This window comes from Micromonospora sp. HNM0581 (genome assembly GCF_012726175.1).
In the GTDB taxonomy this organism is placed as follows: Bacteria; Actinomycetota; Actinomycetes; order Mycobacteriales; family Micromonosporaceae; genus Micromonospora.
In genome coordinates this window covers 146,674-171,034 of record NZ_JAASAD010000005.1, presented here as the reverse complement: position 1 = coordinate 171,034, position 24,361 = coordinate 146,674, and the positions used below count along the sequence as shown (strand labels likewise).

Annotated in this window: 23 protein-coding genes and 1 pseudogene; 7 read left to right on the top strand and 17 right to left on the bottom strand. The window is 70.2% G+C overall.

Annotation, left to right across the window (positions count from 1 at the left end; translation table 11 throughout):
- Nucleotides 1–103 precede the first annotated feature (103 nt).
- From HCA58_RS09395 to HCA58_RS09380, 4 genes and pseudogenes are all read right to left on the bottom strand, one after another.
- Nucleotides 104–1,084, bottom strand: coding sequence for an ion transporter (locus HCA58_RS09395; protein ID WP_169597384.1), 981 nt, complete (start codon nucleotides 1,082–1,084; stop codon nucleotides 104–106).
- 169 nt (nucleotides 1,085–1,253) lie between these two features.
- Nucleotides 1,254–2,159 (bottom strand): ion transporter, encoded by a 906-nt coding sequence (locus HCA58_RS09390; protein WP_169597383.1) that lies wholly within the window; start codon nucleotides 2,157–2,159, stop codon nucleotides 1,254–1,256.
- 183 nt (nucleotides 2,160–2,342) lie between these two features.
- The gene (locus HCA58_RS09385; protein WP_346775928.1) at nucleotides 2,343–3,170 is read right to left on the bottom strand and encodes a M15 family metallopeptidase; all 828 of its coding nucleotides are present in this window, start codon (nucleotides 3,168–3,170) and stop codon (nucleotides 2,343–2,345) included.
- A 299-nt stretch (nucleotides 3,171–3,469) separates the two neighbouring features.
- Nucleotides 3,470–4,612, bottom strand: a pseudogene (locus HCA58_RS09380) (serine hydrolase); the annotation flags it as partial.
- A gap of 257 nt (nucleotides 4,613–4,869) precedes the next feature.
- On the opposite strand from HCA58_RS09380, the gene HCA58_RS09375 reads away from it, so the two are divergent.
- Nucleotides 4,870–5,721, top strand: coding sequence for a hypothetical protein (locus HCA58_RS09375; protein WP_205808125.1), 852 nt, complete (start codon nucleotides 4,870–4,872; stop codon nucleotides 5,719–5,721).
- Between the two features lie 279 nt (nucleotides 5,722–6,000).
- Here HCA58_RS09375 and HCA58_RS09370 read toward each other — a convergent pair whose 3' ends face one another.
- From HCA58_RS09370 to HCA58_RS09360, 3 genes are all read right to left on the bottom strand, one after another.
- The gene (locus HCA58_RS09370; RefSeq protein ID WP_205808123.1) at nucleotides 6,001–7,515 is read right to left on the bottom strand and encodes a serine/threonine-protein kinase; all 1,515 of its coding nucleotides are present in this window, start codon (nucleotides 7,513–7,515) and stop codon (nucleotides 6,001–6,003) included.
- 67 nt (nucleotides 7,516–7,582) lie between these two features.
- On the bottom strand, nucleotides 7,583–8,467 hold the full coding sequence (locus HCA58_RS09365; protein ID WP_169597380.1) for a Scr1 family TA system antitoxin-like transcriptional regulator: 885 nt from the start codon (nucleotides 8,465–8,467) through the stop codon (nucleotides 7,583–7,585).
- Between the two features lie 130 nt (nucleotides 8,468–8,597).
- Nucleotides 8,598–8,837, bottom strand: a complete 240-nt coding sequence (locus HCA58_RS09360; protein ID WP_164449783.1) for a DUF397 domain-containing protein — start codon at nucleotides 8,835–8,837, stop codon at nucleotides 8,598–8,600.
- Nucleotides 8,838–9,092: 255 nt separating this feature from the next.
- On the opposite strand from HCA58_RS09360, the gene HCA58_RS09355 reads away from it, so the two are divergent.
- Nucleotides 9,093–9,740, top strand: a complete 648-nt coding sequence (locus HCA58_RS09355) for a GGDEF domain-containing protein (RefSeq protein ID WP_169597379.1) — start codon at nucleotides 9,093–9,095, stop codon at nucleotides 9,738–9,740.
- 90 nt (nucleotides 9,741–9,830) lie between these two features.
- Entirely contained in the window at nucleotides 9,831–10,475 is a 645-nt protein-coding gene (locus HCA58_RS09350; RefSeq protein WP_169597378.1) for an NAD(P)H-dependent oxidoreductase, read from the top strand.
- Between the two features lie 59 nt (nucleotides 10,476–10,534).
- Here HCA58_RS09350 and HCA58_RS09345 read toward each other — a convergent pair whose 3' ends face one another.
- Both HCA58_RS09345 and HCA58_RS23460 read right to left on the bottom strand, forming a co-directional pair.
- The gene (locus HCA58_RS09345) at nucleotides 10,535–11,017 is read right to left on the bottom strand and encodes a type II toxin-antitoxin system PemK/MazF family toxin (protein WP_169597377.1); all 483 of its coding nucleotides are present in this window, start codon (nucleotides 11,015–11,017) and stop codon (nucleotides 10,535–10,537) included.
- A gap of 77 nt (nucleotides 11,018–11,094) precedes the next feature.
- Nucleotides 11,095–11,451: a DUF2267 domain-containing protein gene (locus tag HCA58_RS23460; RefSeq protein ID WP_169597376.1), complete on the bottom strand. Its 357-nt coding sequence runs from the start codon at nucleotides 11,449–11,451 to the stop codon at nucleotides 11,095–11,097.
- Nucleotides 11,452–11,810: 359 nt separating this feature from the next.
- On the opposite strand from HCA58_RS23460, the gene HCA58_RS09335 reads away from it, so the two are divergent.
- On the top strand, nucleotides 11,811–12,281 hold the full coding sequence (locus HCA58_RS09335) for a hypothetical protein (RefSeq protein ID WP_169597375.1): 471 nt from the start codon (nucleotides 11,811–11,813) through the stop codon (nucleotides 12,279–12,281).
- 16 nt (nucleotides 12,282–12,297) lie between these two features.
- Here the strand turns inward: HCA58_RS09335 and HCA58_RS09330 are convergent, their stop codons facing one another.
- The 8 genes from HCA58_RS09330 to HCA58_RS09295 all read right to left on the bottom strand — a co-directional run bounded on the left by HCA58_RS09330 (nucleotide 12,298) and on the right by HCA58_RS09295 (nucleotide 19,983).
- Entirely contained in the window at nucleotides 12,298–12,930 is a 633-nt protein-coding gene (locus HCA58_RS09330) for a hypothetical protein (protein ID WP_205808118.1), read from the bottom strand.
- A complete protein-coding gene (locus HCA58_RS09325; RefSeq protein ID WP_169597374.1) occupies nucleotides 12,927–13,676 on the bottom strand; it encodes a response regulator transcription factor in 750 nt (249 codons plus the stop codon). Before HCA58_RS09325 ends, HCA58_RS09330 begins: the two co-directional genes overlap by 4 nt.
- Before the next feature lie 182 nt (nucleotides 13,677–13,858).
- A complete protein-coding gene (gene pstB / locus HCA58_RS09320; protein ID WP_346775927.1) occupies nucleotides 13,859–14,776 on the bottom strand; it encodes a phosphate ABC transporter ATP-binding protein PstB in 918 nt (305 codons plus the stop codon).
- Nucleotides 14,777–14,778: 2 nt separating this feature from the next.
- Nucleotides 14,779–15,696: a phosphate ABC transporter permease PstA gene (pstA, locus tag HCA58_RS09315; protein WP_169597372.1), complete on the bottom strand. Its 918-nt coding sequence runs from the start codon at nucleotides 15,694–15,696 to the stop codon at nucleotides 14,779–14,781.
- Nucleotides 15,693–16,640 carry a phosphate ABC transporter permease subunit PstC gene (gene pstC / locus HCA58_RS09310; protein ID WP_169597371.1) on the bottom strand — a complete coding sequence of 316 codons (948 nt, stop codon included), beginning with the start codon at nucleotides 16,638–16,640 and terminating at the stop codon, nucleotides 15,693–15,695. Before pstC ends, pstA begins: the two co-directional genes overlap by 4 nt.
- A gap of 1 nt (nucleotide 16,641) precedes the next feature.
- A complete protein-coding gene (locus tag HCA58_RS09305; protein ID WP_169597370.1) occupies nucleotides 16,642–17,610 on the bottom strand; it encodes a PstS family phosphate ABC transporter substrate-binding protein in 969 nt (322 codons plus the stop codon).
- 209 nt (nucleotides 17,611–17,819) lie between these two features.
- On the bottom strand, nucleotides 17,820–18,464 hold the full coding sequence (gene phoU / locus HCA58_RS09300; protein ID WP_169597369.1) for a phosphate signaling complex protein PhoU: 645 nt from the start codon (nucleotides 18,462–18,464) through the stop codon (nucleotides 17,820–17,822).
- A 79-nt stretch (nucleotides 18,465–18,543) separates the two neighbouring features.
- A complete protein-coding gene (locus HCA58_RS09295) occupies nucleotides 18,544–19,983 on the bottom strand; it encodes a hypothetical protein (protein ID WP_240955790.1) in 1,440 nt (479 codons plus the stop codon).
- Nucleotides 19,984–20,117: 134 nt separating this feature from the next.
- Between HCA58_RS09295 and HCA58_RS09290 the strand changes: the two genes are divergently transcribed.
- The 3 genes from HCA58_RS09290 to HCA58_RS09280 all read left to right on the top strand — a co-directional run bounded on the left by HCA58_RS09290 (nucleotide 20,118) and on the right by HCA58_RS09280 (nucleotide 24,313).
- Nucleotides 20,118–20,720 carry a class I SAM-dependent methyltransferase gene (locus HCA58_RS09290; protein WP_169597368.1) on the top strand — a complete coding sequence of 201 codons (603 nt, stop codon included), beginning with the start codon at nucleotides 20,118–20,120 and terminating at the stop codon, nucleotides 20,718–20,720.
- Between the two features lie 90 nt (nucleotides 20,721–20,810).
- Nucleotides 20,811–22,556: an ABC transporter ATP-binding protein gene (locus HCA58_RS09285; RefSeq protein WP_169597367.1), complete on the top strand. Its 1,746-nt coding sequence runs from the start codon at nucleotides 20,811–20,813 to the stop codon at nucleotides 22,554–22,556.
- On the top strand, nucleotides 22,553–24,313 hold the full coding sequence (locus tag HCA58_RS09280; RefSeq protein WP_169597366.1) for an ABC transporter ATP-binding protein: 1,761 nt from the start codon (nucleotides 22,553–22,555) through the stop codon (nucleotides 24,311–24,313). The genes HCA58_RS09285 and HCA58_RS09280 overlap by 4 nt, the downstream gene beginning before the upstream one ends.
- Nucleotides 24,314–24,361: the final 48 nt, after the last annotated feature.

The following is a 24,361-nucleotide window of genomic DNA, read 5'->3' as shown; positions in this document are numbered from 1 at the left end:
CGGCACCCGGAACAACCCGTTCCGCGGAGTTCCTGAGGCACTCGACCAGATGACCGGCAGCGGTGCCGGGCGGGGCTGTCAGGCGGGGAGGCCGCCGACGACCTCACCTGCGCTTACGCCGCCCCCGCCCGCCAGACCGTCGGCTCACCCGCGGTTTCGGCAGGACGAGCGTACCGGCCTCACCGCCCCGCACGGACCTGCCCCGCACGGCGGGGGCAGGTCCGACCGGGACCGTGTCGGGCAGCCGCCGTTCGATGTCGGCGATGATCGCCTGCACCCGGGCCAGTTGCTCACGTACCGACGGCTCGTCATCGGCCTGCCGACCCGCCGCACGTACGCCACGCTGCGCGGCGACCTGCTCGTCCTGGTGCGCCTCCTGCAGGGCGGTCAACACCAGACCCACCAGCAGATTGGTAAGCAGGTAACAGGCGGCCACCATGTAGGAGACGTAGTACAGCACCGCCCAGTCGGTGACATCGCGGCCAGCCTGAAGGGTGTCGGTGATCCCGTCCAGCGACAGCAGCAGGAACAGGGTGAGCATCGCACGGCCGACGGTGCCGTAGTCCTGCGGGTAGGCCGCCCCGAACAACATCCAGCCCAGCATCGCGTACCCGTACAGCAACAGCGCGGTGACCAGCAGGAAGCTGGCCAGTCCGGGCAGGCTGCGGCGGATGCCGACCAGGATCACCCGTAGGCTCGGAAAGAGCCGGAACGCGCGCACGATGCGGGCCAGTCGCAGCAGCCGCAACAGCGTCACGTTCTCCCGCACGCCGGGCAGCAGCGGGGCGACGACGATGAGCAGGTCGAAAACGTTCCACCGGTCCCGAAGGAACCCGCCCGGAGCCGGGACGTGGGCGCCGAACCGGATCAACAGTTCGAGGACGAACAGGGCCACACAGGCGTACTCGACCGCGCGCAGCGCTCCACCCACGGCGGCCACGACGTCGCCGTACGTCTCCAGGCCCAGCGCCGCCGCGTTGGCGATCACCACCGCGAAGCTGGCGAGGTTGAACCAGCCGGCGGCCACGACGGCCTGACACCGCCCGGCGAGCCGGTGCAACGGAGTACGGACAGCGCGCGTCATGGATCTCCTCGACCGGCATCGAACCGGACGCAGCCTATGACACCCCGGGACCCGTCGGACGGTGGGACCAGCCACATCGGACGGTGGGATCAGCCACACAGTACGGACGACCTCGACCAGGTCATCCTGCTGCGCGGTGATCCTGGTCGAACGGCCCGAGTGCCGGGGTCTACTCCTTGCCGGCCCGGCTCAGTCGGGTGTCGTCGCGGTCGATCCGCAGTTCCCGTTCGAGTTCGACGATGAGCGTACGCAGGTCGTCGAGACGTTGACTGATCGCGATCCGGTCCACCTCGTCGGCCACCCCGTCGCCGTCGGAGTCGTAGCCGTGCCCCAGGCCCTCGGTCATCTCCAACCGGCGTGCCTCCTCCATCGAGTTGACGAAGACCGCGACCAGGATGTTGAGCAGCAGGTTGACGGTGATCACCACGAAGCTGCCGTAGTACAGCACCGTCCAGGGCGAGAACGCCATGCCCTGCTCGATGAGGTCGGGCAGCGTCTCCAACGACAGCAGGACGAACAGCGTCAGCAGTGCTCGACCGATGTCGCCGTACTGCTCCGGATAGACCTCGCCGAAGATCAACCAGCCGGCCATGCCGTACACGTAGAGCGTCACCACTGCCAGCGCGAAGAAGCCGCCGATGCCGGGCAGGCTGCGCCAGAGCGCGGAGACGATCGTTCGCAAGCCAGGTGAGAACCGCACCAACCGCACGATCCTCAGCACCCGGACCACCCGCAGCAGCGCCGAGTCGCCGTGCAGACCGGGGATGAAGATCGCGGCGATGACCAGGAAGTCGAAGACGTTCCAGCCGTGCCGGAAGAAGTCCTGCGGGCGGCGACCGTACGCCAGGATCCGGATGCTGATCTCGGCGACGAACACCGCCCGGAACGCCCACTCCGACGCGCGCAACGCAATGCCCGCCAGACCTGTGTGGTGGTACGTCTCCAGACCGAGTACCACTCCGTTGGCGAGGATGACGCCGACGATCGCGATCTCGAAGGAGCGCGACGTGGCAAGCCGGGCGCAGAGACCGACCACCCCGGTCGCGCGGGCCGACCCACGTCGAGGAACCGGCACGGGCGGCTTTCTCACCGCGCGGCCAGCAACGGCGTACACGGCAACCGTACGTCATGGTCTCGCTGACGTACGGCAATCATGGGTGACAGCCTACGGGGCGACGCGAACGACGCTCAGCCGCCCACAGGCACGACGGTCCATGGCAGGTCCATCCGGGTCGCTCTCCATCGGACAGTCGAGGTGTCAGTCGGCCGAGGAACGGGTCACCGGTAGGTCGAAGTAGGTGTCCGGCCAGGGTTCGTCCCGGTAGCGGAAGTGCCACCACTCCCGGTCGTAGCCGACGAAGCCACCATCGGTCATCAGCCGCCGCAGCTGCCGCCGGTTCTCCACCGCGACGGGACCGACCTGCTCGGAGTCGGTGTGCGACAAGGGGTCGAAGCAGTCGAAGCCGGTACCCATGTCCACGCTGTTGTCGGCGGGACGCTGCGACGTCGCCACGACGCACTCCACCACCGGCTCTGCGGGGCGACGTTGGTCCGGCTCGGTAGCCGGCAAGTCGACGAGCGTGAGATCGACCGTGCTGCCCCGGCTGTGCGCACTCGGTGCACCGAGATAGCCCCGGGCGACGAGCTCCGCCTTGGGCACCCGGGGGTAGAAGGCAGTTTTCATCGCGTCCTGCCCGGGCTGGCCGGCCCAGTGCAGAAAGTCGTCGGTGGCCCGCTGCGGGCGGTAACAGTCGTACACCTTGAGGCTGCGTCCGACCGCGAGCGCGGCGTCCTGCACCCGGCGCAGGGCCGCAGCGGCCGGGGCGGTGAGCAGGCACAGCGGTTCCTGGTAGCCGTCGACACGGCGCCCGAGGAAATTGTCCGCCGAGGCGTACCGGATGTCGGCGAGAATCCGGTCGTCGACATCGGACAGCACGACGAAGCCCGGCGACACCGACGGCGCCGGTACCGGTGACGACGGTGGTGCCGGCGTGGGCCCACCGCCCGGTCCGCAGCCACCGGTGACGACCAGCAGTGCCGCAACCACCGTCGGGCTCGTCCGGGCGAGCAGACGCGACGAGGTCACCTCAGTGCCGACCGGCGCGTGTCCCGGCGGTGCGCCGCCGCCAGCGACGGCGGTCGACCAGACTGGTTCTCACAACCAGCGACGCTATCGGGTGGATTCCGACGAGTCCGTCGAATCGGCAGCCCGTACCTGGTCGGGCGCGGTGAGCGGCATCGGCGGGCGACGAGGATCGCCAGGGTGATCGCTAGCGCTCCGACGGCCAACGCCACGAACGTGCCCGCCCCCGGCCCCTCGGCCGCAGCGGCGGTGCCCACCGTCTCCGCTGACGTAGCCCCGGCTGGCAGTGTCGCGTCGACCGGCCGGGTCGGTGCCGGTGACGGTTCGGCGTCCAACTCCCCGGGCTCGATCAACCGTCCGACGCTCACCTGCCGGGGTAGTGCGAAGCCCCAGTCGAGGAGCGCGGCGCCCTGCTCCCAGCCGCGTTGCGGCCGAGGCTCGGCGCCGAGCAGCGTGACGACCAGGCGACGACCGTCCCGTTCGGCCGCGCCGACGTAGGTGTGTCGCGCGTAGTCGGTGAAGCCGGTCTTGCCGCCGAGCGCGCCGGCGTATCGGTACACCAGTGGGTTCTCGTTCTGAATCTCGAAGCCATTGGCCTTCAATGCCCGCTGAGCCGGGATTCGGGTGCGCTCCGTGAGCGCGTACCGGCGGAAAGCCGGATCATCGAAGCAGACCCGGGCTATCAGGGCCAGGTCGTACGCGCTGGTGAACTGCCCAGGGGCGTCCAACCCGGACGGGGTCACCGCGTGGGTCTGGTACGCGCCGAGCAGCCTCGCCTGCTCGTTCATCGCCCGCAGCCCACCGGTCACACCGTCGGCACCGCCACCGAGGCGGGCCAACGCGTTCGCCGCCTCGTTCCCGGATTGCAGCAGCAGCCCCAACCATAGTGTCTCCACGCGGTACCGGCCGCCCGGTAACAGGCCGACCGCCGAACTACCCGGAGCGATGTCCAGGTCCTCCTCGGTGACCGTGACGACCTGGGTCGGATCGAGTTTCGGCAGCATCGTCGCGGCCAGCAACAGCTTCTGCACACTGGCGGGGGTCGCGTGCTCGTGGGGACCGCAGCCACCCAGCACCTCCGCGGTGTCCAGGTCCGCCACCAGCCACGAGGTCGCCGTCACCTTCGGTGGGGTCGGTACACCGGGCGGCACGACCAGCCCAGCAGAGGCGAGGGCGGGGCCGCCGACCACCCGGTGTTCCGGCACGGGTGGGGGTGGCGTCGGCTTCGGTGACCGGACGGCCTTCGGTGCCACCGCCCGCGGGCAGGGCACCACCGCCGAGGTCGGCGTGCTGGTGTCCGCTGCGGGTGGCGGCGTCACGACTGGTGGTGACGCGACCGGACCGACAAGTCCGGAACCGACAGTGATCGCCGCACCGCCAGGTGTAGCGGACATCGTGACGACGACGATGGTTGCGCAACCGGCGGCCAGGGCCCGGATCTTCATGAACACGCAGACTATCGGCATTGTTCGCACCGTCACCCGCTCCGTCCCGGCCGGGTCGGGCTGGCCGGGCGCCGCGATCTTCACGTGGAACGTTGAACTGTTCGCCCGCACCCCCCCGTACTCACGGCCGAACACACAGGACGTCCGGACCTGCGACGGGAGCGCTCCCGCAGCTCGATCCGACGTCGCCCGTGAGGGGCTATCGCGCACCAGCCGGCGGGCCGAACCGTCGGGCGGTCAATCATGAGGAGAGAAGCATGGTCAGGCGTACGCAGCAGCACCGAAAGCACGCTGCCCTGAAGCTCGGCGGCGTCGGTGTCCTGGCGGTCGCGCTCCTGGGCGGCGGCCTGACGCTGGCCTCCGCAGCCGACGACGCCGCCCAGCCACAGACGGCGAATTGCCCGACGGTACGGGACAAGCTGTCGGATGTGCCCGCCGCCGCCGTCGCCGGCGTCGAGCAGGAGTTGGCCACCCTCGACAAGCAGATCGCGGAGGCCAACGCCCGCCTCGCCCAGCAGGCCGCCAACCCTCAGGGTGGCGCCAACTTCGTCCAGAACGCCATCCTCGGCCCTCTCGCCAGCAAGCGAACCGCGGCCCTGGACCGTATCGGTATCAACATCGCCCGGGTCGGCGGCGAACGCCCCGACCTCGCCAGCTTGGCCACCTGCGGTCTGAACGCCGCAGGAGTGCCGAGCGCCGTCAACGGCGACGCCGGAGCTGGTGACGCGGGTGCAGACGATGCCGGGGCGGGCAACGGCGACCCGGGTGACGGGAACTCCGGTGCGGGCGATGCCCAGGCCGGCGTGGCGCAGCGGGTGAGCTGCCCGACGGTGGCGGACCGGCTGCCAGCGGTGCCGGCTCAGGCGGCGGCCGAGGTGCAACGCGAACTGGCCAACCTCGACAAGCAGATCGCCGAGGCTGACGCCCGACTGGCCCAGCTGGCCGTGAACCCTCAGGGCGGCCCGAACTTCGTGCGCAACGCCATCGTCGGTCCGCTGGAGGACAAGCGCGTGGCGGCGATCAACCGCATCGCGACCGCGATCGGTCGGGTCGACGGGAACCGGCCCGACGATCTGGTCAACCTGGCCAGGCCCTGCTCGGCGAGCTGACCTGACGAACGGACCGATGGTGCCGGGGGCGATCGGCCTCCGAACGCCACGTTGACGGCACGCTGCGCAGGTTGTCCGCCGACGGTCTGTGTGCCTGTCCCGACAGACGTCGACGGTAGCTCAGCTGGACCGGGGTGCCGACCGGGCGGGAGTCAGCGCTCAGACTCCCGCCCGGTCGGCTGTCGGCCATCGGACCAGACGCTGCGGTAGATGGTGCCCTCACCTGGGAGCCCCCGCACCGGGCGTCCACTCCTGCGGTACCCGGATCCGCACCACCGGTCAGTCCTCCGGCAGGCTCGCCTCGAACCGGTCCAACACGTCGATCACCCGTTCGGCGAGCCCGGCGGAGAGTCGACCGTGGTCCACCTCGTCATCCAGACGCTCCCGCAGCTCCTCGAGTCGTTCCTCCTGATCCGTCGGCCTGACGCCGACCAGTTCGATCAGTTCCTTCCGCAGCCGGTCGGCGGCTTTCCGCTCGATTTCTCCGGTGAGCTGCGCCTCGGTGAGCAACGCGATGAGTTCGGCCGCCGCCCGTCGCAGACTCAGCGGCTCCGGCGGGGTCGCGGTGGCGGGTCGTGGTGCTGCGGCGGGTGCCGCAGAGGTCGGCCGGGCTGCCGGGGACGTGGGTGCAGCGGCGGTCGGCTGCCCGTCGCCGCGACCGTCGAGGACAATCATCACGCCCAGACCCAGGAGCAGGACCAGCGCGAACGTGACAAGTGCGCCGGCCGGTGGGCCGGTACGTCCCCGCCGGCCCACCGGCCCGCCGTACGCCGGGACGAAACGGCCGGGCAGTGGCCCATGCGTCGCGGATCGTGCGCTGCGGGGCACGGCGGTCGCCGGGCGGGCCGCCGGCTCGATCAGGGTCGGTGGATGATGATGCCCCGCACGACCGGCCGTCGCCTGCCGTCCGCCGCCGGCAGCCGGCCCGGTCACCGGCCTGTCGACCGTGGTCGACGCCGCCGCCGCGGTGGCGAAGCGGGCGACCAGTCGTCCGGCCGTGGGACGTCGCTCCGGATCGGGGTCAAGGCAGGCCAGTACCACCTCGGCGAGGTCGGTCGGCAGGTCGGGCACCTGTGGGGACGCCACCGCCGGACGGTCGGCGTGCACCCTGACCGCGTCCTGCCAGCTGTGCACGGGCAACGGCACCTCACCGGTCAGAGCGCGGTACAACAGCACGCCGAGGGCGTACACGTCGCTGGCCGGGTGGGGCGGGGCGCCGCTCAACCGTTCCGGCGCCAGATAGGCGGGCGTACCCATCAGGGTGCCGCCCGCCGGTCGCCCATCTGGGGTGGGCGACCCGGCGAGGGCGGCGATGCCGAAATCGAGCACCTTGGCCCCGTTGTCGGTGAGCATGACGTTGCCCGGTTTGATGTCGCAGTGCACCACACCGAGACGGTGTGCGGCGGCCAGGGCGGCAGCCACCTCGGCGGCCATCCGCAGGGCCGGCCGCCAGGGCAGCGGGCCGTCGGTCAGCCGGTCGGCGAGGTTCCTCCCGACGACCAACTCCATCACCAGGTACGGCACGATGTTGCCGTCGGCCAGGGCCGCCTCGCCGTAGTCGTACACCTGGGTCACGTGCGGGTGGGTCAGGCGTGCCGCAGCGCGGGCCTCCCGCCGCAGGGTCGCCCGCAGGTCCGGATCGACGGCGAACGTCCCGGCGAGGACCTTCACCGCGACAGACCGCCCCAGGACGTCGTCGTCCGCGCGCCACACCTCGGACATTCCGCCGAGGCCGACACGTTCGTGCAGCACGTAGCGGTCGTGCAACCGCAGGCTGGAAGAGAACGGCGACATGGGCTTCCAGTCTGCCTGGTCGACGCCCCGGCGCACCACCCGCCCTGGATCGCAGCAGCTCCACCGGTCAGCGGTCGAGGTCGTCGATCATCCCCTCCAGGATCTCCGCAGTACGCTCCGGTGGCTCGGCCTCGACGCAGAGCCGCTCCATGGCCACCGCGTAGAAGTCGAGGTCCTCCCGCTTGTCCAGATAGATCGCACTGGTCAACTGTTCGATGTACACAATGTCGGGCAGGTCCTGGTCACCGAAGCGCAGAATGGTGAAGGCGCCCCCGGCGGCGGCGTGCCCGCCGGCAGCGAACGGGATCACCTGGAGCCGGACGTTCGGTGTACGGGTCGCCGTGAGCAGCGCCTCGAGTTGGCCACGCATCACCTGCGGGCCTCCGATGGGCCGGCGCAGCGCCGCCTCGTCGACGACCGCCCACAGGCGAGGCGGACGGGGACGGGCCAGGAGTTCCTGCCGGCGCATCCGCAGATCCACCCGACGATCGATCTCCTCGGGACCTGCCGTGCCGTGGCCGAGCAGCACGACGGCTCGGGCGTACTCCGGGGTCTGCAGCAGGCCCGGGACGAACTGGACCTCGTAGCTGCGGATGAGGGCGGCTGCGGCCTCCAGGCCGAGATAGGACTGGAACCACGACGGCAGGACGTCGCCGTACCGGTGCCACCAGCCCGGATTGTTCGCACCGCGGGCCAGCTTGAGCATCGCCGCGCGTTCCTGCTCGGCGGTGACGCCGTAGAGCGTGAGCAGATCGGCCACGTCGCGTTCCTTGAAGCCGACCCGACCCAACTCCATCCGACTGATCTTCGATTCGGACGAACGGATCTCCCAGCCGGCGCTCTCCCGGGACACGCCACGTGATTCCCGCAGGCGTCGCAGTTGAGCACCGAGCAGCATCCGCAGCACGGTCGGGCCGGCCGCCGGGCCCTCCTCGGCGGAAACCATGGTCACCTACCGTCCTCCGCATGCCGAAAGCGGTCGAACCAGTGATCGTCTCGACCGACGTGTAAGCATGCCATGGACCGTCAGTGAGGTGAACCGCCCATCCCGTACGAGAAAATTCCGCTGATGGGATGTGCCGTCATCCGATCAGGTGATCGAAGTCACCATCCCGTGCGCCGAGGACGAATGCGGCGATCTCGTCGACCGTGTAGATCAACGCGGGTCCGTCAGGGTGCCGGGAGTTACGCAGGGCGATGCCCGCCCCACCAGGTAGTTCCGCCAGCTCCACGCAGTTTCCACTGGGATTGCTGCGCCGGCTCTTCTGCCAGGCGAGGGGCGGCAAGTGGTCGACAGGAACACCGTTGGGCGGCTGCTGCATGAGGGGCTTCTGTTCTTTCCGAGTGGCGCCGGTGCCATGGGAGGAGCGGTAACGGCTTGACGGGCGTAGGTCGGCTCGTAATGCACGTGCATCTGCTATTGCATCTGCAATTGACACCGGGGATGATAACGCACGTACGTGGCGCCGACCCGGCGCGTTCCGTCCCGCGAACCTGATCACCATCAGGGGAAACGAGGTGTCTGACAGCGTCCGCCGATCGGCGCCGGGCGCATGTCGCGGAGAAGGGAGATGGTGGTGCCGGATCCGCTGACCGTCGCGTCCGGTATCTGCGCCGCGGGAGCACTGCTCTCCTCCTGGCAGTTGGGGCGCCGGGCCGTACGTGCCGAGGCCGAGATCGGGCGCCTCCAGGCCGAACTCACCGCCGAACGGCACGCCGCCAGCCACGACCCGCTCACCGGCCTACCGAACCGGCGAGCCTTCTACCGGCTCGCCGCGACACTGCTCACCGACCGTTCCGGCTGTCACCTGATCGCCGTGGTCTGCGACCTCGACGACTTCAAACAAATCAACGACCGGTACGGGCACGCCGCCGGAGATCAGGTCCTGATCAGTGTCGCCCAGCGACTGGCCACCTTCGCCGGCGAAAACCTGGTGGCCCGCCTCGGCGGCGACGAGTTCGCCGGGCTGTTGACCAGCCCGACGCTCGACCGACGATGGATCGACCACTCCACCCGACGGTTGTACGACATGCTCGCCGCGCCGATCCCGATGGGCACCGTCACCCTCCGGGTGACCGCCTCCGTGGGACTGGCACCCGTGCGGGACAGCCAGCTCACCGAGGCCCTCGACCGCGCCGACGCGGCTATGTACGAAGCCAAGGCGCTCGGCAGCGGCCGACCAAACCGGGCGCTGCGCGACACCGCACATCTCGCCGAGTGCTGACGTCACACCGGCTACGGCCGGGACCCATGCGTCAGCGGCCCTCAACCGGGTACTCCGCACTGATCAGACTCGCCCGACGGAGGGAAGATCATGGCGGATATCCGGGCGCTGGTACTCAACTGCACCCTGAAACGCTCCCCCGCCCCGTCCAGCTCCGAGGTGCTGGGCCAGGAAGTGCTCGATGCACTCGGCGAGCAGGGGGTCACCGGCGAGCAGATCCGGGTCGTGGACCACGACGTCCGCTTCGGTGTCTCCACCGACGAGGGAGATGGCGACGCCTGGCCGCAGATTCACGCGAAGCTGATGGCCGCACAGATCCTCGTGATCGCCACCCCGATCTGGCTGGGCCAACCCTCCAGCGTGTGCAAGATGGTCCTGGAGCGCCTCGACGCGCAGCTCAGCGAGACCGACGACCAGGGTCGGCTGCTCACCTACGGCAAGGTCGCCGCGGTGGCGGTGGTCGGCAACGAGGACGGCGCGCACCACACGATCGGGCAGGTACAGCAGGCTCTCAACGAGGTCGGCTTCACCTGCCCGGCGTCCGGCGCCACGTACTGGGTCGGCGAGGCACTACAGAAAACCGACTACATCGACGCGCGCCCCAAACCCGACACCACCGGTCGGACAACGCAGGCGCTGGCACTCAACAGCGCCCACCTGGCAAGGCTGCTCACCGAACAGCCGTACCCGCCGCCGGACACCCGCGACGCCGCAACCGGCCAGCGCTCCGGCTGAGGCGACCGACCGCACGGCGCAGGCCGTCCGCTCCCCGGCGAACAGGGGCAGCAGGGCGGTCAGCGCCAGCCGTACCCCGCGCGCAGAGCCTGTCCCACCCGGTCGAACCGGGCCCGGTCCAGCACCGCGCCCTCCCGCCGGATGCTGTCCTCCCGCATGGTCAGCACCCGGTCCAGGCGCACCCAACTCGGGCGGCGGTCACGGTCCCACTCCCCCGGCCCGAGGGCCAGCCAGTGCCGGTCGCCGTGCCGGTCCTGCTGGCTGGAGAGCATCAGCCCGAACAGCGTCCGGCTGTGCCGGCCCACCACGAGCACCGGACGGTCCTTCCCCTGCCGGGGGTCGTCCTCGTAGGGCACCCAGGTCCAGACGATCTCACCCGGGTCGGCCTGACCGTCGGGTTCCGGGGCGTACGACAACTCGCGGCGCTGCAACGCGCTGACCTGACGCCGACGCGCGAGCCTCGCCGGGGTGGGCCCGGCCGTGCGGGGCCTCGGGATCACCGCGCCGACGCGGGACGCCATACTCCTGAACAGACCTGCCACGGCGGCAGCCTATCCGCTGTCACCGGTCACCCCGCAGGCAGGGAGTGTGCCCTGCCCGGTCGCGTGGTCGTTGCGGCTCACCCGACCGTCGGGTCGGTGTCACCACCGTCGGTCGGCAGCCGCGCCACCATCTCCCGGAACTCGTCGACCGTCACGGTCTCGCGAAGGGTGGCGAACACGGCGGCTGCCCCGGCTGCCGCCGTGTTCTCGTCGACGCCGGCCCGGTCGCCGACCCGGCGCAGAAAGTCCGCCGGGCCGCCCGGCGACACCGCGTCGGTCAGCTCGGTCGGTAGGTACCCCGTCGGATCGTCCGGCGCGGTGCCGGTCATCCGCTCGACGACGGTCTGCAGAACCGCGCGCACGACGAAGGCCGCGGGTTCGGGCGCCAGCCCGGAACGACGGGACACCGCGGCGACGAACAACGGGAATCGCACGGCGCCCTCCTGTCGTCGGCGCGCGGAATACCCTCGCCGGCAGCTGACAAACGCCCCTGTCCGCCTGGCGCCGGGCGGGCCCGTCGGGGACCGACCACGAGCGAGGTCGGTGAGGGGCGGGCGCCGCCCGGAGGTCTCTCGGCCGACGCTGCGGCTGCCACGCGCACGTCGCACCCCCGTCTGCCACCACGTGTGCGTGCTCGAAAGACCACGCTGGCAACCCGTCGGATCGGAACTTTCCGACCGCCGGGGGCACCAGTCGCATGACATGGTACGCGTACAGTTAGGAGTCCTGTCAATGTTGTGTTCCGGCTCCGCCCTTTGTGTAAACAAGGTGTTCCGCTGCGCGAGGGGCCTCCATGGCTGAGCAGCCGCACCACCCCGGCGGGACCTTCGCCGAGCGCCTCGACTGGCTGTTCCGCACCACCCCGGATCCGACCGGCAAGCCGTACAGCGTCCGCCACGTCGCCGGCGAGTTGACCCGTCGCGGCTGCCGGATCTCTCACACCCATCTCAACAACCTGCGCCAGGGGCGGGCACCTGACCCGCGACGTTCCGTGATCGAGGCGATAGCCGGCTTCTTCGGACGGCCCTGCTCGTTCTTCACCGAACCGACCGACCGGGAACCCGACGACGACCTCGCCCGCCTGCTCGCCGACCCGGCCATCCGGCAGGTGGCGCGGCGACTGGTCGACGCCCGCCTGTCCCCGGAGGGGCACGCGGTGGTGGTGGCGGTGATCGAGCAGGTTCGCCGGCTGGAGATCGCCACTGGCCTCCGGCAAACCGGCGCCACCCGAGGGGCCGGGAGCCGAACGTCGCGTACCGGCTGACACCGCCGGCCGCCGCTCACCCGTCCCGGCGCACCTGCACACCCGCCGACGCGCGCTCGTCGCCACCGCGCCCCCCCTGCGAGTCGACGCCCCGTTCCTCGTGTCGCTCGGCGGTGCCCACCGGCAGCACCTCGGGCGCGCCCGGCTCGTGACCCCGCAACCGTGCCTCCTGCCAGCGTGCGGCACGTGCCCGGTCCATCGTGTAGCACAGTTCCCGAGGGGACTCCGGCCGCCCCGGCACCCGGTCGAAGGGGAATCCTCGACCCGCGTAGTCGTAGTGGGCCTTCAGCAGCCTGGTCAGGCCCGCCATCGCACCAATGATCTTCTTGCGGGGCCGTCCAGTGCCCTCGGCGAGATCCCCCACCGTGAACAGCCGACCCGGCTCGGCGGCGAGCGCGTCGAGTACCGCGGCGACCGTCCGGTGGGTGGCGCTGCGTCCCTGGCCGAGTCGACGCAGATCCTCGACCGTCCAGTCCGACTCCGCCGGACGGGCCACCGGTTCGACCCGCCGTCTGGGTACCGACCCGACCCGCTGCCGGGCGTCGAGGTCGGCCAGCAACCGCGCCACGTGCGGCAGGTACGCCAGGGGGACCGCCACCAGGACCATGCCCTCCGTCGGCGGGTACGGTGGCAGCGCCGGTGTGTTCACGACGTGGTCGGTGTTGCCGTGGTCTGGGCTGGCACGAACCGGTAGCCCAGACCGCGTACGGTCACGATCATCGGTGCCTGGTCCGCGTCCAGGGCCAGTCGTCGACGCAGCCGCTTGATGTGCACCGTCAAGGTGTTCGACGTGTCGTCGGCGATACCACCCCAGGCCGCGGCGAGCAGCTGCTCACGGGTGACCGTCCGCTCCGCGTGGCTCATGAAGTAGTAGAGCAGGCGGAACTCCTTCAGCGGCAGGGCGACTGTCCGGCCGTCGAGACTCACCTCGAAGGTGGCCGGGTCCACCCGCAAGCCACCGATCTCGATCGGTGGATCGAGAGCGCCGGAGGTCTCCGGGCGGATGGCCCGCAGGATGGGCAGCACCTCCTCGGACCGGTAGGGACGTCGTACGCAGGCCGTCGCACCGGCCTTCAGCGCGGCGGCAGCCACACCGCCGTCCTCGTCACCCACCCCGACGACCGTGGCGATGCCGGCCCGACGGGCGAGCAGCCGAACCAACTCGGTGCAGCTCATCGTGGACAGGCCGGCGGCGACCACGGCCGCGTCCGGTTGCAGCGCCCCGGCGGCCAACAGCGCCTCGGCGGCGTGCGTGAAGTGGTGGCCGCGGACCCGATGGTCGGCCAACTGGGCGACCATCGCGGCACCGACGCTCTCGTCGTCGTCCGCCACGAGCAGCACGAAACGCCCGTCGGATCGATGGTCACCTCTGGTGACCTCGACGAGATTGTTCATCGCACACCGGCTCCGGTTCAGTTCAGGCCCGCCGCGACACCCTCGGTCGCGCCGGGCGGTCCCCCGCACTACAGGTCGGCAACGGGCGGCCGGACCCGGCTGGGCGTCACGACGCAACCAGCCACGCCCCGGTGGGTCACCCTTGACCAACGGGGACCCACCGTCGACCGTCACGTTCGGCCTCAGCCGAAACGACCGGTGATGTAGTCCTCCGTACGCTTGTCCGCGGGGTTGGTGAACAGCTTGCCGGTCTGGCTGAACTCGACGAGTCTGCCGTGCCGTTCCTGCTTCTCGTCCACCTCGGCGGTGAAGAAGGCGGTGTAGTGGCTGACCCGGGCCGCCTGCTGCATGTTGTGCGTGACGATGACGATGGTGTAGTCGCTGGCCAGCTCGAACATCAGGTCCTCGATCTTCGCGGTGGCGATCGGGTCCAGCGCCGAGCAGGGCTCGTCCATGAGGATGATCTCGGGTCGGACCGCGATGGTCCTGGCGATGCAGAGACGCTGCTGCTGGCCGCCGGAGAGCGACAGACCGCTGCTCTTCAGCTTGTCCTTGACCTCGTCCCACAGGGCGGCGTCGCGGAGCGCCTTCTCCACCAGGTCGTCCATGTTGTCGACCTTCATACCGGTGACCCGCGGCCCGTACGCGACATTGTCGTAGATCGACTTCGGGAACGGATTGGGCTTCTGGAAGACCATACCGATACGACGACGTACCTCGATCGGGTCGACATCCTTGGCGTACAGATCCTGCCCGTGATACGTGACCGAGCCGGCGACCCGGGCACCCGGGATGAGGTCGTTCATCCGGTTCAGTGCGCGCAGGATCGTCGACTTCCCGCAACCCGAAGGGCCGATCATCGCCGTGATCTGCTTCTCCTGGATCGGCATCGCAGTGTCCCGGACGGCCTCGTAGTCGCCGTAGAAGACGCTCACGCCATCGAGTTCCATGACCGGGACGGTCGACGTGGGCTGGTGACCCGCGGTGTCGGTCGTGTTGGCGGCCGAGATGCTCACCGCGGGGCGACTGGCGGTACCAGGTTGGTTCACAGGGGTCACCTCTGACTCATGGTTGGGGCGGTGCAGCTGCTCGCTGGTCACGGTCACCACCGCTTCTCGAAGCGGTTCCGAACGAAGATCGCGATCGAGTTCATCGCCAGCACGATGGCCAGCAGCAGAACGATCGCGCCGGCCGCGAGTTCGGTGAACTCGGCCTGCGGACGGGTGATGAAGGTGAAGATCTGGATCGGCAACGCCGTGTAGGCGCTGTCCAGACCGTTCGGGTTGAAGGTGATGAAGGTGACCGCGCCGAGCACGATCAGCGGGGCCGCCTCACCGATCGCCCGGGACAGGGCCAGGATGGAGCCGGTCGCGATACCGGGCACGGCCGAGGGCAGCACCTGCCGCGAAACGGTCTGCCACTTCGTGGCACCAAGGGCGTAGGACGCCTGCCGGATCGACTGCGGCACGGCCCGGATCGCCTCACGGGTAGCGATGATCACCACCGGCAGCACCAGCAGAGACAACACGATCGCGGCGGTGGTGATGGTGAATCCGAAGCCGAGCGCCCGGGCGATGATGCCCAGGCCGAGGATGCCGAAGATGATCGACGGCACCCCGGCGAGGTTCTGGATGTTCAGCTCGAGCAGTCGGTTGTACCAGCGGGTGTTGTCGGCGTACTCCTCCAGGTAGATGGCGGAGAGGATACCGATCGGCAGGCAGATCACCGCGACCAGCGAGATGATCCACAGCGTACCGACCAGGGCGGACTGCACCCCTGCGCCGTCGAGTCGGCTGGTCAGACCGGTGGGCATCTCGGTCCACAGTCGGGAGTCCAGCCGGTTCCAGCCCTTGATCAGGACCCAGGTGAGCAGCCCGGTGAGCACGCCGAAGGCGACCACCAGACAGGCCTGCATGGCCAGTCGGAACGCCAGGTCTCCCGGTCGGCTGCGGCGCTGGGTCAGCGCTGCACCCGGCGCGGAGGGGTCCGGCCGGGTGGAGGTGAGGGTGGGGGCGCTCACTCGTAGACCTCCCTGAAGCGACGGACCATCCGGATCGACACGGCGTTGAGCGCGAAGGTGATGAGGAACAGCAGCGCGCCGACCGCGAAGACCGAGTCGTAGTCGAGCGACCCGATCGGAATGTCGCCGGAGGAGATGTTGGCGATGAACGCGGTCATCGTGGCCGCGCCGTCAAGCGGATTGATGACCACCCGGTCGGAGGTCAGACCACCCGCGATCGTGACGATCATCGTCTCGCCGACGGCGCGGGAAATGCCCAGCACGATCGCTGCGACGATGCCCGAGATGGCCGCCGGGACCACAACCCGGGTCGACACCTGCATCTTCGTCGAGGCCAGCGCGTAGGCGCCCTCCCGCAGACTGCGCGGCACGGCGGCCATCGAGTCCTCGGAGATACTGGCGATCGTCGGCACGATCATGATGCCCATCGCGATACCCGCGATGAGCAGATTCTGGAAGGCTGGGCCGTCGTCGGCTGGCCACCACTTCTGCAGCAGCGGATTCAGCGCGAACAACGCGACGAATCCGTACACCACGGTCGGGACACCGGCGAGCAGCTCGACGATCGGCTTGAGCAGCTTACGGACACCCGGCCTGGCGTACTCGGAAAGGTAGATCGCGGAGCCGAGCCCGATCGGCACCGCGATCAGCAGCGCGATGACCGTCACCACCAGGGTCGCCGAGACCAGCGGCAACACACCGTACGCCTTCTGCGCGAAGGTGGGCGTCCAGCTGGTGCCGGTGACGAACTCGACGATGCTGACCTGCCGGAAGAAGCCGATCGTCGGTTCGGCCAGCGCGATCACGATGCCGACCGTGGTGATGATCGACACGAAGGCGGCAGCGACGAGCAACGCCTTGACGATGCTCTCCACGGGGCGGCGCCGGCCCTGCCGCAGGGAGTTCCCTGCGGCAGAACCGGCGCCGTGGATACTGGTCGTCACGTCAGATCGACGCCTTCAGCGCGTCGAACTCGGACTTCAGCGTGCTCTTCTGCTCCTCGGTCAGCGGGACGAACTTCGCCTCCTTGACGATGTCGTCGATCGACTCGATGTAGAAGGTCACGAAGTCGGCAACCTGCGGCTTCTTGGCGCCGGAGTCGCTGACGTAGATGAACAGCGGACGGGAGAGCGGCTTGTAGGCGTTGCTCTGCGCGGTCTCCAGGCTCGGCTCGACGCAACCCTCGCCACCGTCGACCTTGAGCGCCTTCAGCTTGTCGGCGTTCTCCTCGAAGTAGGTGAAGCCGAAGTAGCCGAGGCCGCCCTTGGTGCCGGCCACACCCTGGACCGTGACGTTGTCGTTCTCCGAGGCGGTGTAGTCGGTGCGGCTGGCACCCTCCTCACCATTGATCTCGTCGGTGAAGTAGTCGAAGGTGCCCGAGTCGGTGCCCGCGCCGAACAGCTCCAGCGGCTCGTTCGGGAAGGACGGGTCGACCTGGTTCCACGAGGCGACCTTGGAGTTGGGCTCCCAGATCTTCTTCAGCTGGTCGACCGTGAGGCAGTCGGCCCAGGTGTTCTCCTTGTTGACCACGACGGTGAGGGCGTCGTTGGCAACGATCAGTTCCTTGTACTGGATCCCGGCTGCCTCGCAGGCGGCCTTCTCTTCGTCCTTGATCGGGCGGGAGGCGTCGGAGATGTCGGTCTCGCCCTTGCAGAACTTCTCGAAGCCACCGCCGGTGCCGGAGGTGCCGACCGAGACGTTCACGCCGGGCTGCCCGGCCTCTTCGCCGTAGAACGAGGCGGCAGCCTCGCTCAGCGGGGCCACGGTGCTCGATCCGTCGACCTTGACCTCGCCCGAGAGCGCCTCGCCACTGCCGGCGGTGTCGCCATCGGTGTCACTACCACAGCCGGTAAGCGCGAGCGCCGCCAGCGCGACGCCGGCAAGGACGCGCCGCGAGAGCACGTTGCGGTTCACCAGGTAAGCCTCTCTATCGGGGTGCATCAGCCCGTCCGGGCCGTACGCGAGTCAAGGTAGGAGGCGCAGGTAGCCGGACTCCCGGGCACAGGTGAACGAAAAGTGAACTTGGCGGCTCGGAGCTGGCCACCCGAAAATCGGGATGTGACGTTGCGGGCGGGGCGTACCGGATGTCCGAAATGACACACCGGTGCTGCCGCTGATGTGCCTCAGAGACGGATGGTGCCCGTCACCAGGTAGACGATCTGACGTGCGACGTTGACCGCATGGTCGGCGTAGCGCTCGTAGTACCGGCCGAGCAGGGCCAGGTCGATCGCCGACTCCACCCCGTACGGCCATCCGGAGACGAGCATCGACAGCAGACGTTCCTGGGCGGCGTCGACCTCGTCGTCGTCCAGCCCGAGCTGTGTCGCGTCGAGCTGGTCGCGGGTGGCCAACACGAGTGCGCTCTTGTCCCCCACCCGCGCCGCCGCCTCCGCCAACGCGGTCATCACCGGCATCGCCGGCTCCGGCACCACCCCGATCGGATGCCGGCGCAACGCGACCTTCGCGACGTGCACCGCCAGGTCCCCCATTCGTTCGAGGGCACCGGCGATCCGCAGCGCACACACCACCAGGCGCAGATCCGAGGCGACCGGCTGGTGCCGCACCAGCACCTCGGCGATCATCGCCTCCACCTCGGCCCGACGGGCGTCCAGCAACGCGTCCTCGGCGAGCACCGCCTCGGCCGCTCCCCGGTCCACCTCCAGCAGGGCGACGCTGGCCTGCCGAATGGCCGCGCCGACGTCGCGACTCATCACCGCCAGCACGCCGGTGAGCCGGTCGAGCTGCTCGTCGTAGCTGTCCCGACTCATCGCGTGTCCCTCCCGTCCAGCCTGGCCCCACGTACCGGTGGCACCGCAACCGGTGCGGCGAGCGGCACTGGACAGCAACCTACCTTCCCCTGCGGGCAACACCACCCGCCGCGTCACCCGGCATGTGCGCGGGCGGTGGCGTCGCCCAGTCGGCCAGTACCTCCAGCAGCAGGGCCGCCGTCCAGCTGAACGCCGGTGAGCCCAGCCCGGAACCGTCGTCCGGGTGGAAGTACTCGTGGCAACCGGCCGCCGACACAAGGTCGATCATCGAGGTGCGCAGTCCGGCCGCCAACCGGTCGTGTCCGTGCAGCAGCAGTCCATGCCGGACCAACCAGGTGACGTTCATCCAACTCGGACCGCGCCAGTAGCGCAGCGATTCGAAGTCGGGAGCGGTACGGTCGTGGCTGGGCAGCGGTCGGGACATCCGGTCGGCGAGACCGAAACGGGCCGAGCGCGCCTCGGTGAGCACCGACTCGACCTGTCGTGCCGGCAGGCCGGGCAGGATCAGCGGGGTCAGGCCGAGCACCGTGCGGGCCGGGGTCAGTCGACCGGTACGCACATCACGCGGGCGGAAGGTGCCGGTGTCCGGGTCGTACAGCCGGGTCACCACAGCTTCGGTGATCGCGACCGCCCGTTGCCGGTGCGGACCCGGATCGCCACCGACCGCCTCCGCGATGCTTGCGAGCGCGGACTCCGAGGCGCCCATGGCCGCGTTGAACAGCGGACACTCGACCAGGAACGGATGCCGGTCGATCAGGCTGTCGTCCCGGTAGCCGCCCGCGCGGTAGGCGGTGACGATCGAGACGTACCGCGCGTAGTCCAGGTCGGTGGGTCGGTGTGCGGGATCGGCGTGCACGAGGTCACGCCGTCGGTAGGTGCGCATCGCCGCCGCCTGCGCCGGCACCGCGGACATCGGCGCGTCCCAGGCAGGACTGTTGTCCAGCCCGGACTCCCACGGGTGCACGATACTGGCCAGCCCGGCGCCACCGGCATCACGGCAGGTGGTGAGATAGTGCTGCTGCGCCACCAGACGTGGGTAGAGCCGACGCAACGCGGCCCGGCTCTCCTGCGTCGGCGCGCGACGGTAGGCGTGCCAGGCGGCCAGCGCGTGTACGGGCGGCTGCACCAGGCCGGAGGTGGCCACCGGGGGTGTCCCCTCGATGGATTCCGAGGACCAGAATCCCGGCCCGGGAAAGTAGGCGCCGCCGGACACGGACGGGTTGAACACGATGTGCGGCACCCTGCCGTCCCGCCACTGGGCGCGGAACAGACTGGTCAGTTCCATCCAGGCGCGGTCCGGACGGACGTGGGCCCAGCCGATCGCGATGAAAGCGGAATCCCAGCTCCACTGGTGTGGGTACAGGGTGCGCGACGGCACGGTGTGGTCGTGTTCCCAGTTGCCGTCGAGGGTCCTGCGGGCCAATTCCCTCAGCCGGGCGTGCTCGGCGGTGACGGTGCGGACGGCACCAGCGCTGGCAGCCGGTTCAGACCCGGCCGACGGAACAGTTCGATTCACCATCTGTCACAGCATCGTAGCGATGCGCCCCGGGTCGTGCCAGTACCCCGTGGCCCGCGCCACCGACCCCCTGTGCACCTGCGGTGAGATCCTGACCGAGACCCGACCGCCCGCAGCAGTCCGGATACGGTGCAGGCATGACCAACCCGACGCGTTGGGCCACCGACACCGGGCCCGAGCACTCGCAGTGGTACGTCGACCGGTTCCGCCAGTTGGCGGCCGAAGGGGCGGACCTGGCCGGTGAGGCCCGGCTGATCGACGCGCTGGTGCCGCCGGCCGCCCGGATCCTCGACGCCGGCTGCGGCACCGGTCGCGTCGGTGCCGAGTTGGCCGCCCGCGGACACGCCGTCGTCGGGGTGGACGCCGACCCGGTCCTGATCGACGCCGCTCGCGTCGACCATCCCACGCCCCGCTGGCTCGTCGCCGATCTGGCCGAGCTGGACCTCGTGGCAGCTGGCGTGGCCGAACAGTTCGACGCGGCGGTTCTCGCCGGCAACGTGATGGCCTTCGTCGCCGCCGGCACCGAACGTCAGGTGCTCACCCGCGTCGCCGCGCACCTGCGTCCGGACGGAGTGGTGGCGGTCGGATTCGGCACCGACCGAGGCTACGCGCTCGACGACTTCGATGCCCACGCGGTCGGCGCCGGACTGCGCCTGGAACACCGGTTCGCCACCTGGGACCTGCGCCCGTGGCGAGACGACGCGGATTTCGCCGTCACCGTGCTGCGTCGCCCCACCTGATCGTCGCTGCCCGCCTCCGCCGCGTCGGGAGTCGGCCCCCGGGCTCCGATCGGCGTGGCAGCGGCACCAGTCTGACCGTAATCTACATCGATGCCCCCACAGATCCCTCATGCCGAGCCGGGCACGCCGGACACGAGGGGACCGTTGAGGTTCATCTGGTGGCTGGTCCGCTGCCAACCGTGGCGGGTGTTGCGCGGCAGCCTGGTCGGCACCGCGTGGATGCTCGGGTTGTCGGTCCGGCCGTACCTCGTCGCCCACGCCATCGACGACGGCCTGCGCACCGCCGACCATCGGGCTCTGGCGTGGTGGGTGACGGCGATCGTCGTCGCCGGTGCGGGCCTGGCCTACCTGGGCATCATGCGACACCGGACGATGACGTTCGTCCGGGAGGACGCCTCCGCCCGGTCAGCCGGTGTCCTGCTGCGACACCTGTCCCGGGTCGGTGCCGTGCTGCCCCGCAGGCTCGCCGCCGGAGAGGTCGCGACGGTGGGTGGCGCCGACATCACCAACACCTCGGCGGTACTGACGATGACCGGGCCGGGCGTCGGGGCGGTCCTCGCATACGGCCTCGTCGCGGTTCTGCTGTGGTCGGTTTCTCCGCTGCTCGCGATAGTGGTGCTGCTCGGTGTGCCGACGGTGGTGCTGCTCCTCGGGCCGTTGCTGCGCCGCCTCGAACGGGTCGAGTCGGTCTACCGCCACCAACAGGGTCTGCTGACCACCAGGGCTGCCGACATCGTTGCCGGGCTGCGTGTGCTCGCCGGAGTCGGTGGGCGGGGACTGTTCGCCCGCCGGTACGCGGCCCGCTCGCAGCGGCTGTTGGCCGAGGGCTACCGGGTCGGCGCCGTGAACAGCTGGATCGAGTCGCTGACGATCGTCGTTTCGGGCGTGTTCCTGGCCGCCGTGGTCTGGCTGGCGGCCCGGATGGCCTCGGCCGGTGACATCACGATCGGGCAGATGGTGGCCGTCTACGGTTACGTGGCGGTCCTCGTCGTGCCGGTGGGGTTCCTCCTCGAAGGCGGTTATCAGGTGATTCGGGGGCGGGTCGCCGCCCGCCGGATCATCACGCTGCTCAACCTGGCACCCGACGAGGTGGGGCCATCGGCCCCGGTCGCCGGGGCGGCCACGCCGCCGGTGCCGGACCGGCCCGCCGACCTGCACGATCCCGCTACCGGACTGACTGTGCCCTCCGGGCGGTTGCTGGCCGTCGCGGCCGACGACCCGGCCGAGGCCATCGCGCTGGCCGACCGGCTGGGTCGTTTCGTCGCCAGCGCGGTGACCTGGGGTGACGTACCGCTGGCCGGCATCGCGCTCGACGAGGTGCGGGCCAGGATCTTGGTCGCAGACCACGAGTCCTACCTCTTCGCCGGGACACTTCGCGAGATCCTGCACCCTCGGGCAAGCGACGACGACCTGCGCGCGGCGCTCCGGGCGGCCTCGGCGGAGGATCTCGTCGACGGCCACCCGGCCGGTCTCGAGTTGCCTGTCGGCACACGGGCCCGGACCCTCTCCGGCGGCCAGCGGCAACGCGTACGCCTGGCCCGTGCCCTGCTCACCGAGCCGGACGTGCTGGTCCTCGTCGACCCGACATCGGCCGTGGACGCGCACACCGAAGCACGTATCGCGCAGCGGCTACGGGCGGTGCGGGCCGGGCGGACCACAGTGGTGCTGACCACCTCACCGCTGCTGCTGGGTAGCGCCGACCTGGTCGCGCACCTGCGCCATGGCCGGATCGTGGCTATCGGAGGTCACGTCGACCTGCTCGACGACGATCCGAGCTACCGGGCCCTGGTGTCCCGGGGCAGCGAGTCCGCCGACGCCGACGGGTCAGTGCGGTGAGCGGGCTGCCTGTCGCGGACCGCAGGGTCGTCCGCCGTTCCGTGCTGCGCCTCGTCACCGAGGACGGCCGCGCGGTCGCCTTGGTACTGGTGCTGCACAGCGCCGCCGCGGTCGCCGGGCTCGCCCCGCCGTGGCTGTTGGGCAGGATCGTCGACGAGGTCACGGCCGGTGGCGGTACCGCCGCCGTGGATCGCCTGGCCCTCGCGATAGCCGGCTGCGTACTGCTCCACGGGCTGCTCGCGCGCTACGCCCAGTACACCGGTCACCGGTTCGGCGAGCGTGCCGTCGCCCGGCTCCGTGAGGCGTTCGTCGCGCGAGCGCTCGACCTGCCCATCTCCGTCATCGAACGCGCCGGCACCGGCGAACTCGCCACCCGCAGCTCGGTGGACGTGACGACCGTCGGGACGACGGTGCGCGACGTGACGCCCGTCATGGTGATCGCGGGGACGCAGTTGTCGTTGCTCTTCGGCGCGATCTTCCTGCTGCATCCCCTGCTCGGTCTGGTCGCCCTGGTCGGGCTGCCGTCGATCGTCGGGGTGACCCGCTGGTACCTGCGTCGCGCCAGGTCGGCGTACCTAGCCGAGGGGGCCGCCACCGCCGAGCTCACCGAGGCGCTCACCACGACAGCGGAGGGCGCCCGCACCGTCGAGGCGTTACGCCTCGGCGCCGACCGGGTCGCTGACGGTACGCGGCGTATCGGTCGGTTGTGGGCCACCCGCCGGGCCACCCTGGCGCTGCGGTCGGTGTTCTTTCCGGTGGTGGAGGCGAGTTACGCGCTGCCGATCGCGATGGTGCTGCTGTTCGGCGGGCTGCTGTTGGAGCACGGCATGGTGACTCTCGGCGAGGTGGTCGCGGCGGCGCTCTACCTTCAGCAGGCCATCGAACCCCTCGATCGACTGCTGCAGTTCATGGAACAGGCGCAACGGGGCCTCGCCTCGTTCGCCCGGGTGCTCGGTGTCGGCCAGTCGACCGGAACGGCCGCCACACCGGCCGCTGCCGGGGCACCGCGGCCACGGGCCCCGACGTCCGCCGGACCTGGGCGACTCGTCGTGGGCGGTGCCCGCTTCTCGTACCCCGGCGGCCCCGAGGTGCTGCACGGGATCGATCTGGTGGTACTCCCTGGCGAACGTCTCGCCGTCGTCGGTCCCTCCGGCGCGGGGAAGTCCACCCTCGCCCGGCTGCTCGCCGGGATCGACGAGCCACGCGAGGGTGTGGTGCGCCTCGACGGTGTCGCGGTCACCGATCTCGACCCGGCCGAGCGGTGTCGGCGGATCGCCCTGGTCACCCAGGAACATCATGTCTTCATCGGTACGGTGCGCGACAATCTCGCCTTCGCCGCACCCGATGCCACCGACGAGCAGATGCGCGCCGCCCTGCTCGCCGTGCACGCCGACTGGTACGCCGACCTGCCCGCTGGGCTCGACACGCAGCTCGGCGACGGTGCCCGCGAACTCGGCGCCGCCGACGCCCAGCAGCTGGCGTTGGCCCGGCTGGTGCTGGCCGACCCGGACACGCTGATCCTCGACGAGGCGACGGCCGCTCTCGACCCGACGACCGCCCGTCGCACCGAGCGGGCGCTCGCCGCCGTGGTCGTCGGGCGTACCGTCGTTGCCATCGCCCACCGGTTGAACACCGCGCACGACGCCGATCGGGTGGCGGTGCTGGAAGACGGTCGGATCACCGAACTCGGCAGCCACGACGAACTCCTACGGGCAGGTGGCGCCTACGCCGCCCTCTGGCGCTCCTGGCACGGCTGAGCTGGTCCCCCACTGGACGGGTCATCTCCGGCCGTGCTTGAATCATCT

Excerpts from the sequence above, each read along its gene's own strand:
- HCA58_RS09285 (WP_169597367.1), top strand. The coding sequence starts at position 20,811 with ATGCCCCCACAGATCCCTCATGCCGAGCCGGGCACGCCGGACACGAGG.
- HCA58_RS09350 (WP_169597378.1), top strand. The coding sequence starts at position 9,831 with ATGGCGGATATCCGGGCGCTGGTACTCAACTGCACCCTGAAACGCTCC.
- phoU (WP_169597369.1), bottom strand. The coding sequence starts at position 18,464 with ATGAGTCGGGACAGCTACGACGAGCAGCTCGACCGGCTCACCGGCGTG.
- HCA58_RS09325 (WP_169597374.1), bottom strand. The coding sequence starts at position 13,676 with ATGAACAATCTCGTCGAGGTCACCAGAGGTGACCATCGATCCGACGGG.
- HCA58_RS09370 (WP_205808123.1), bottom strand. The coding sequence starts at position 7,515 with ATGTCGCCGTTCTCTTCCAGCCTGCGGTTGCACGACCGCTACGTGCTG.
- HCA58_RS09375 (WP_205808125.1), top strand. The coding sequence starts at position 4,870 with ATGGTCAGGCGTACGCAGCAGCACCGAAAGCACGCTGCCCTGAAGCTC.
- HCA58_RS09295 (WP_240955790.1), bottom strand. The coding sequence starts at position 19,983 with ATGGTGAATCGAACTGTTCCGTCGGCCGGGTCTGAACCGGCTGCCAGC.
- HCA58_RS09360 (WP_164449783.1), bottom strand. The coding sequence starts at position 8,837 with ATGCAGCAGCCGCCCAACGGTGTTCCTGTCGACCACTTGCCGCCCCTC.
- HCA58_RS09395 (WP_169597384.1), bottom strand. The coding sequence starts at position 1,084 with ATGACGCGCGCTGTCCGTACTCCGTTGCACCGGCTCGCCGGGCGGTGT.
- HCA58_RS09290 (WP_169597368.1), top strand. The coding sequence starts at position 20,118 with ATGACCAACCCGACGCGTTGGGCCACCGACACCGGGCCCGAGCACTCG.
- HCA58_RS09335 (WP_169597375.1), top strand. The coding sequence starts at position 11,811 with ATGGCTGAGCAGCCGCACCACCCCGGCGGGACCTTCGCCGAGCGCCTC.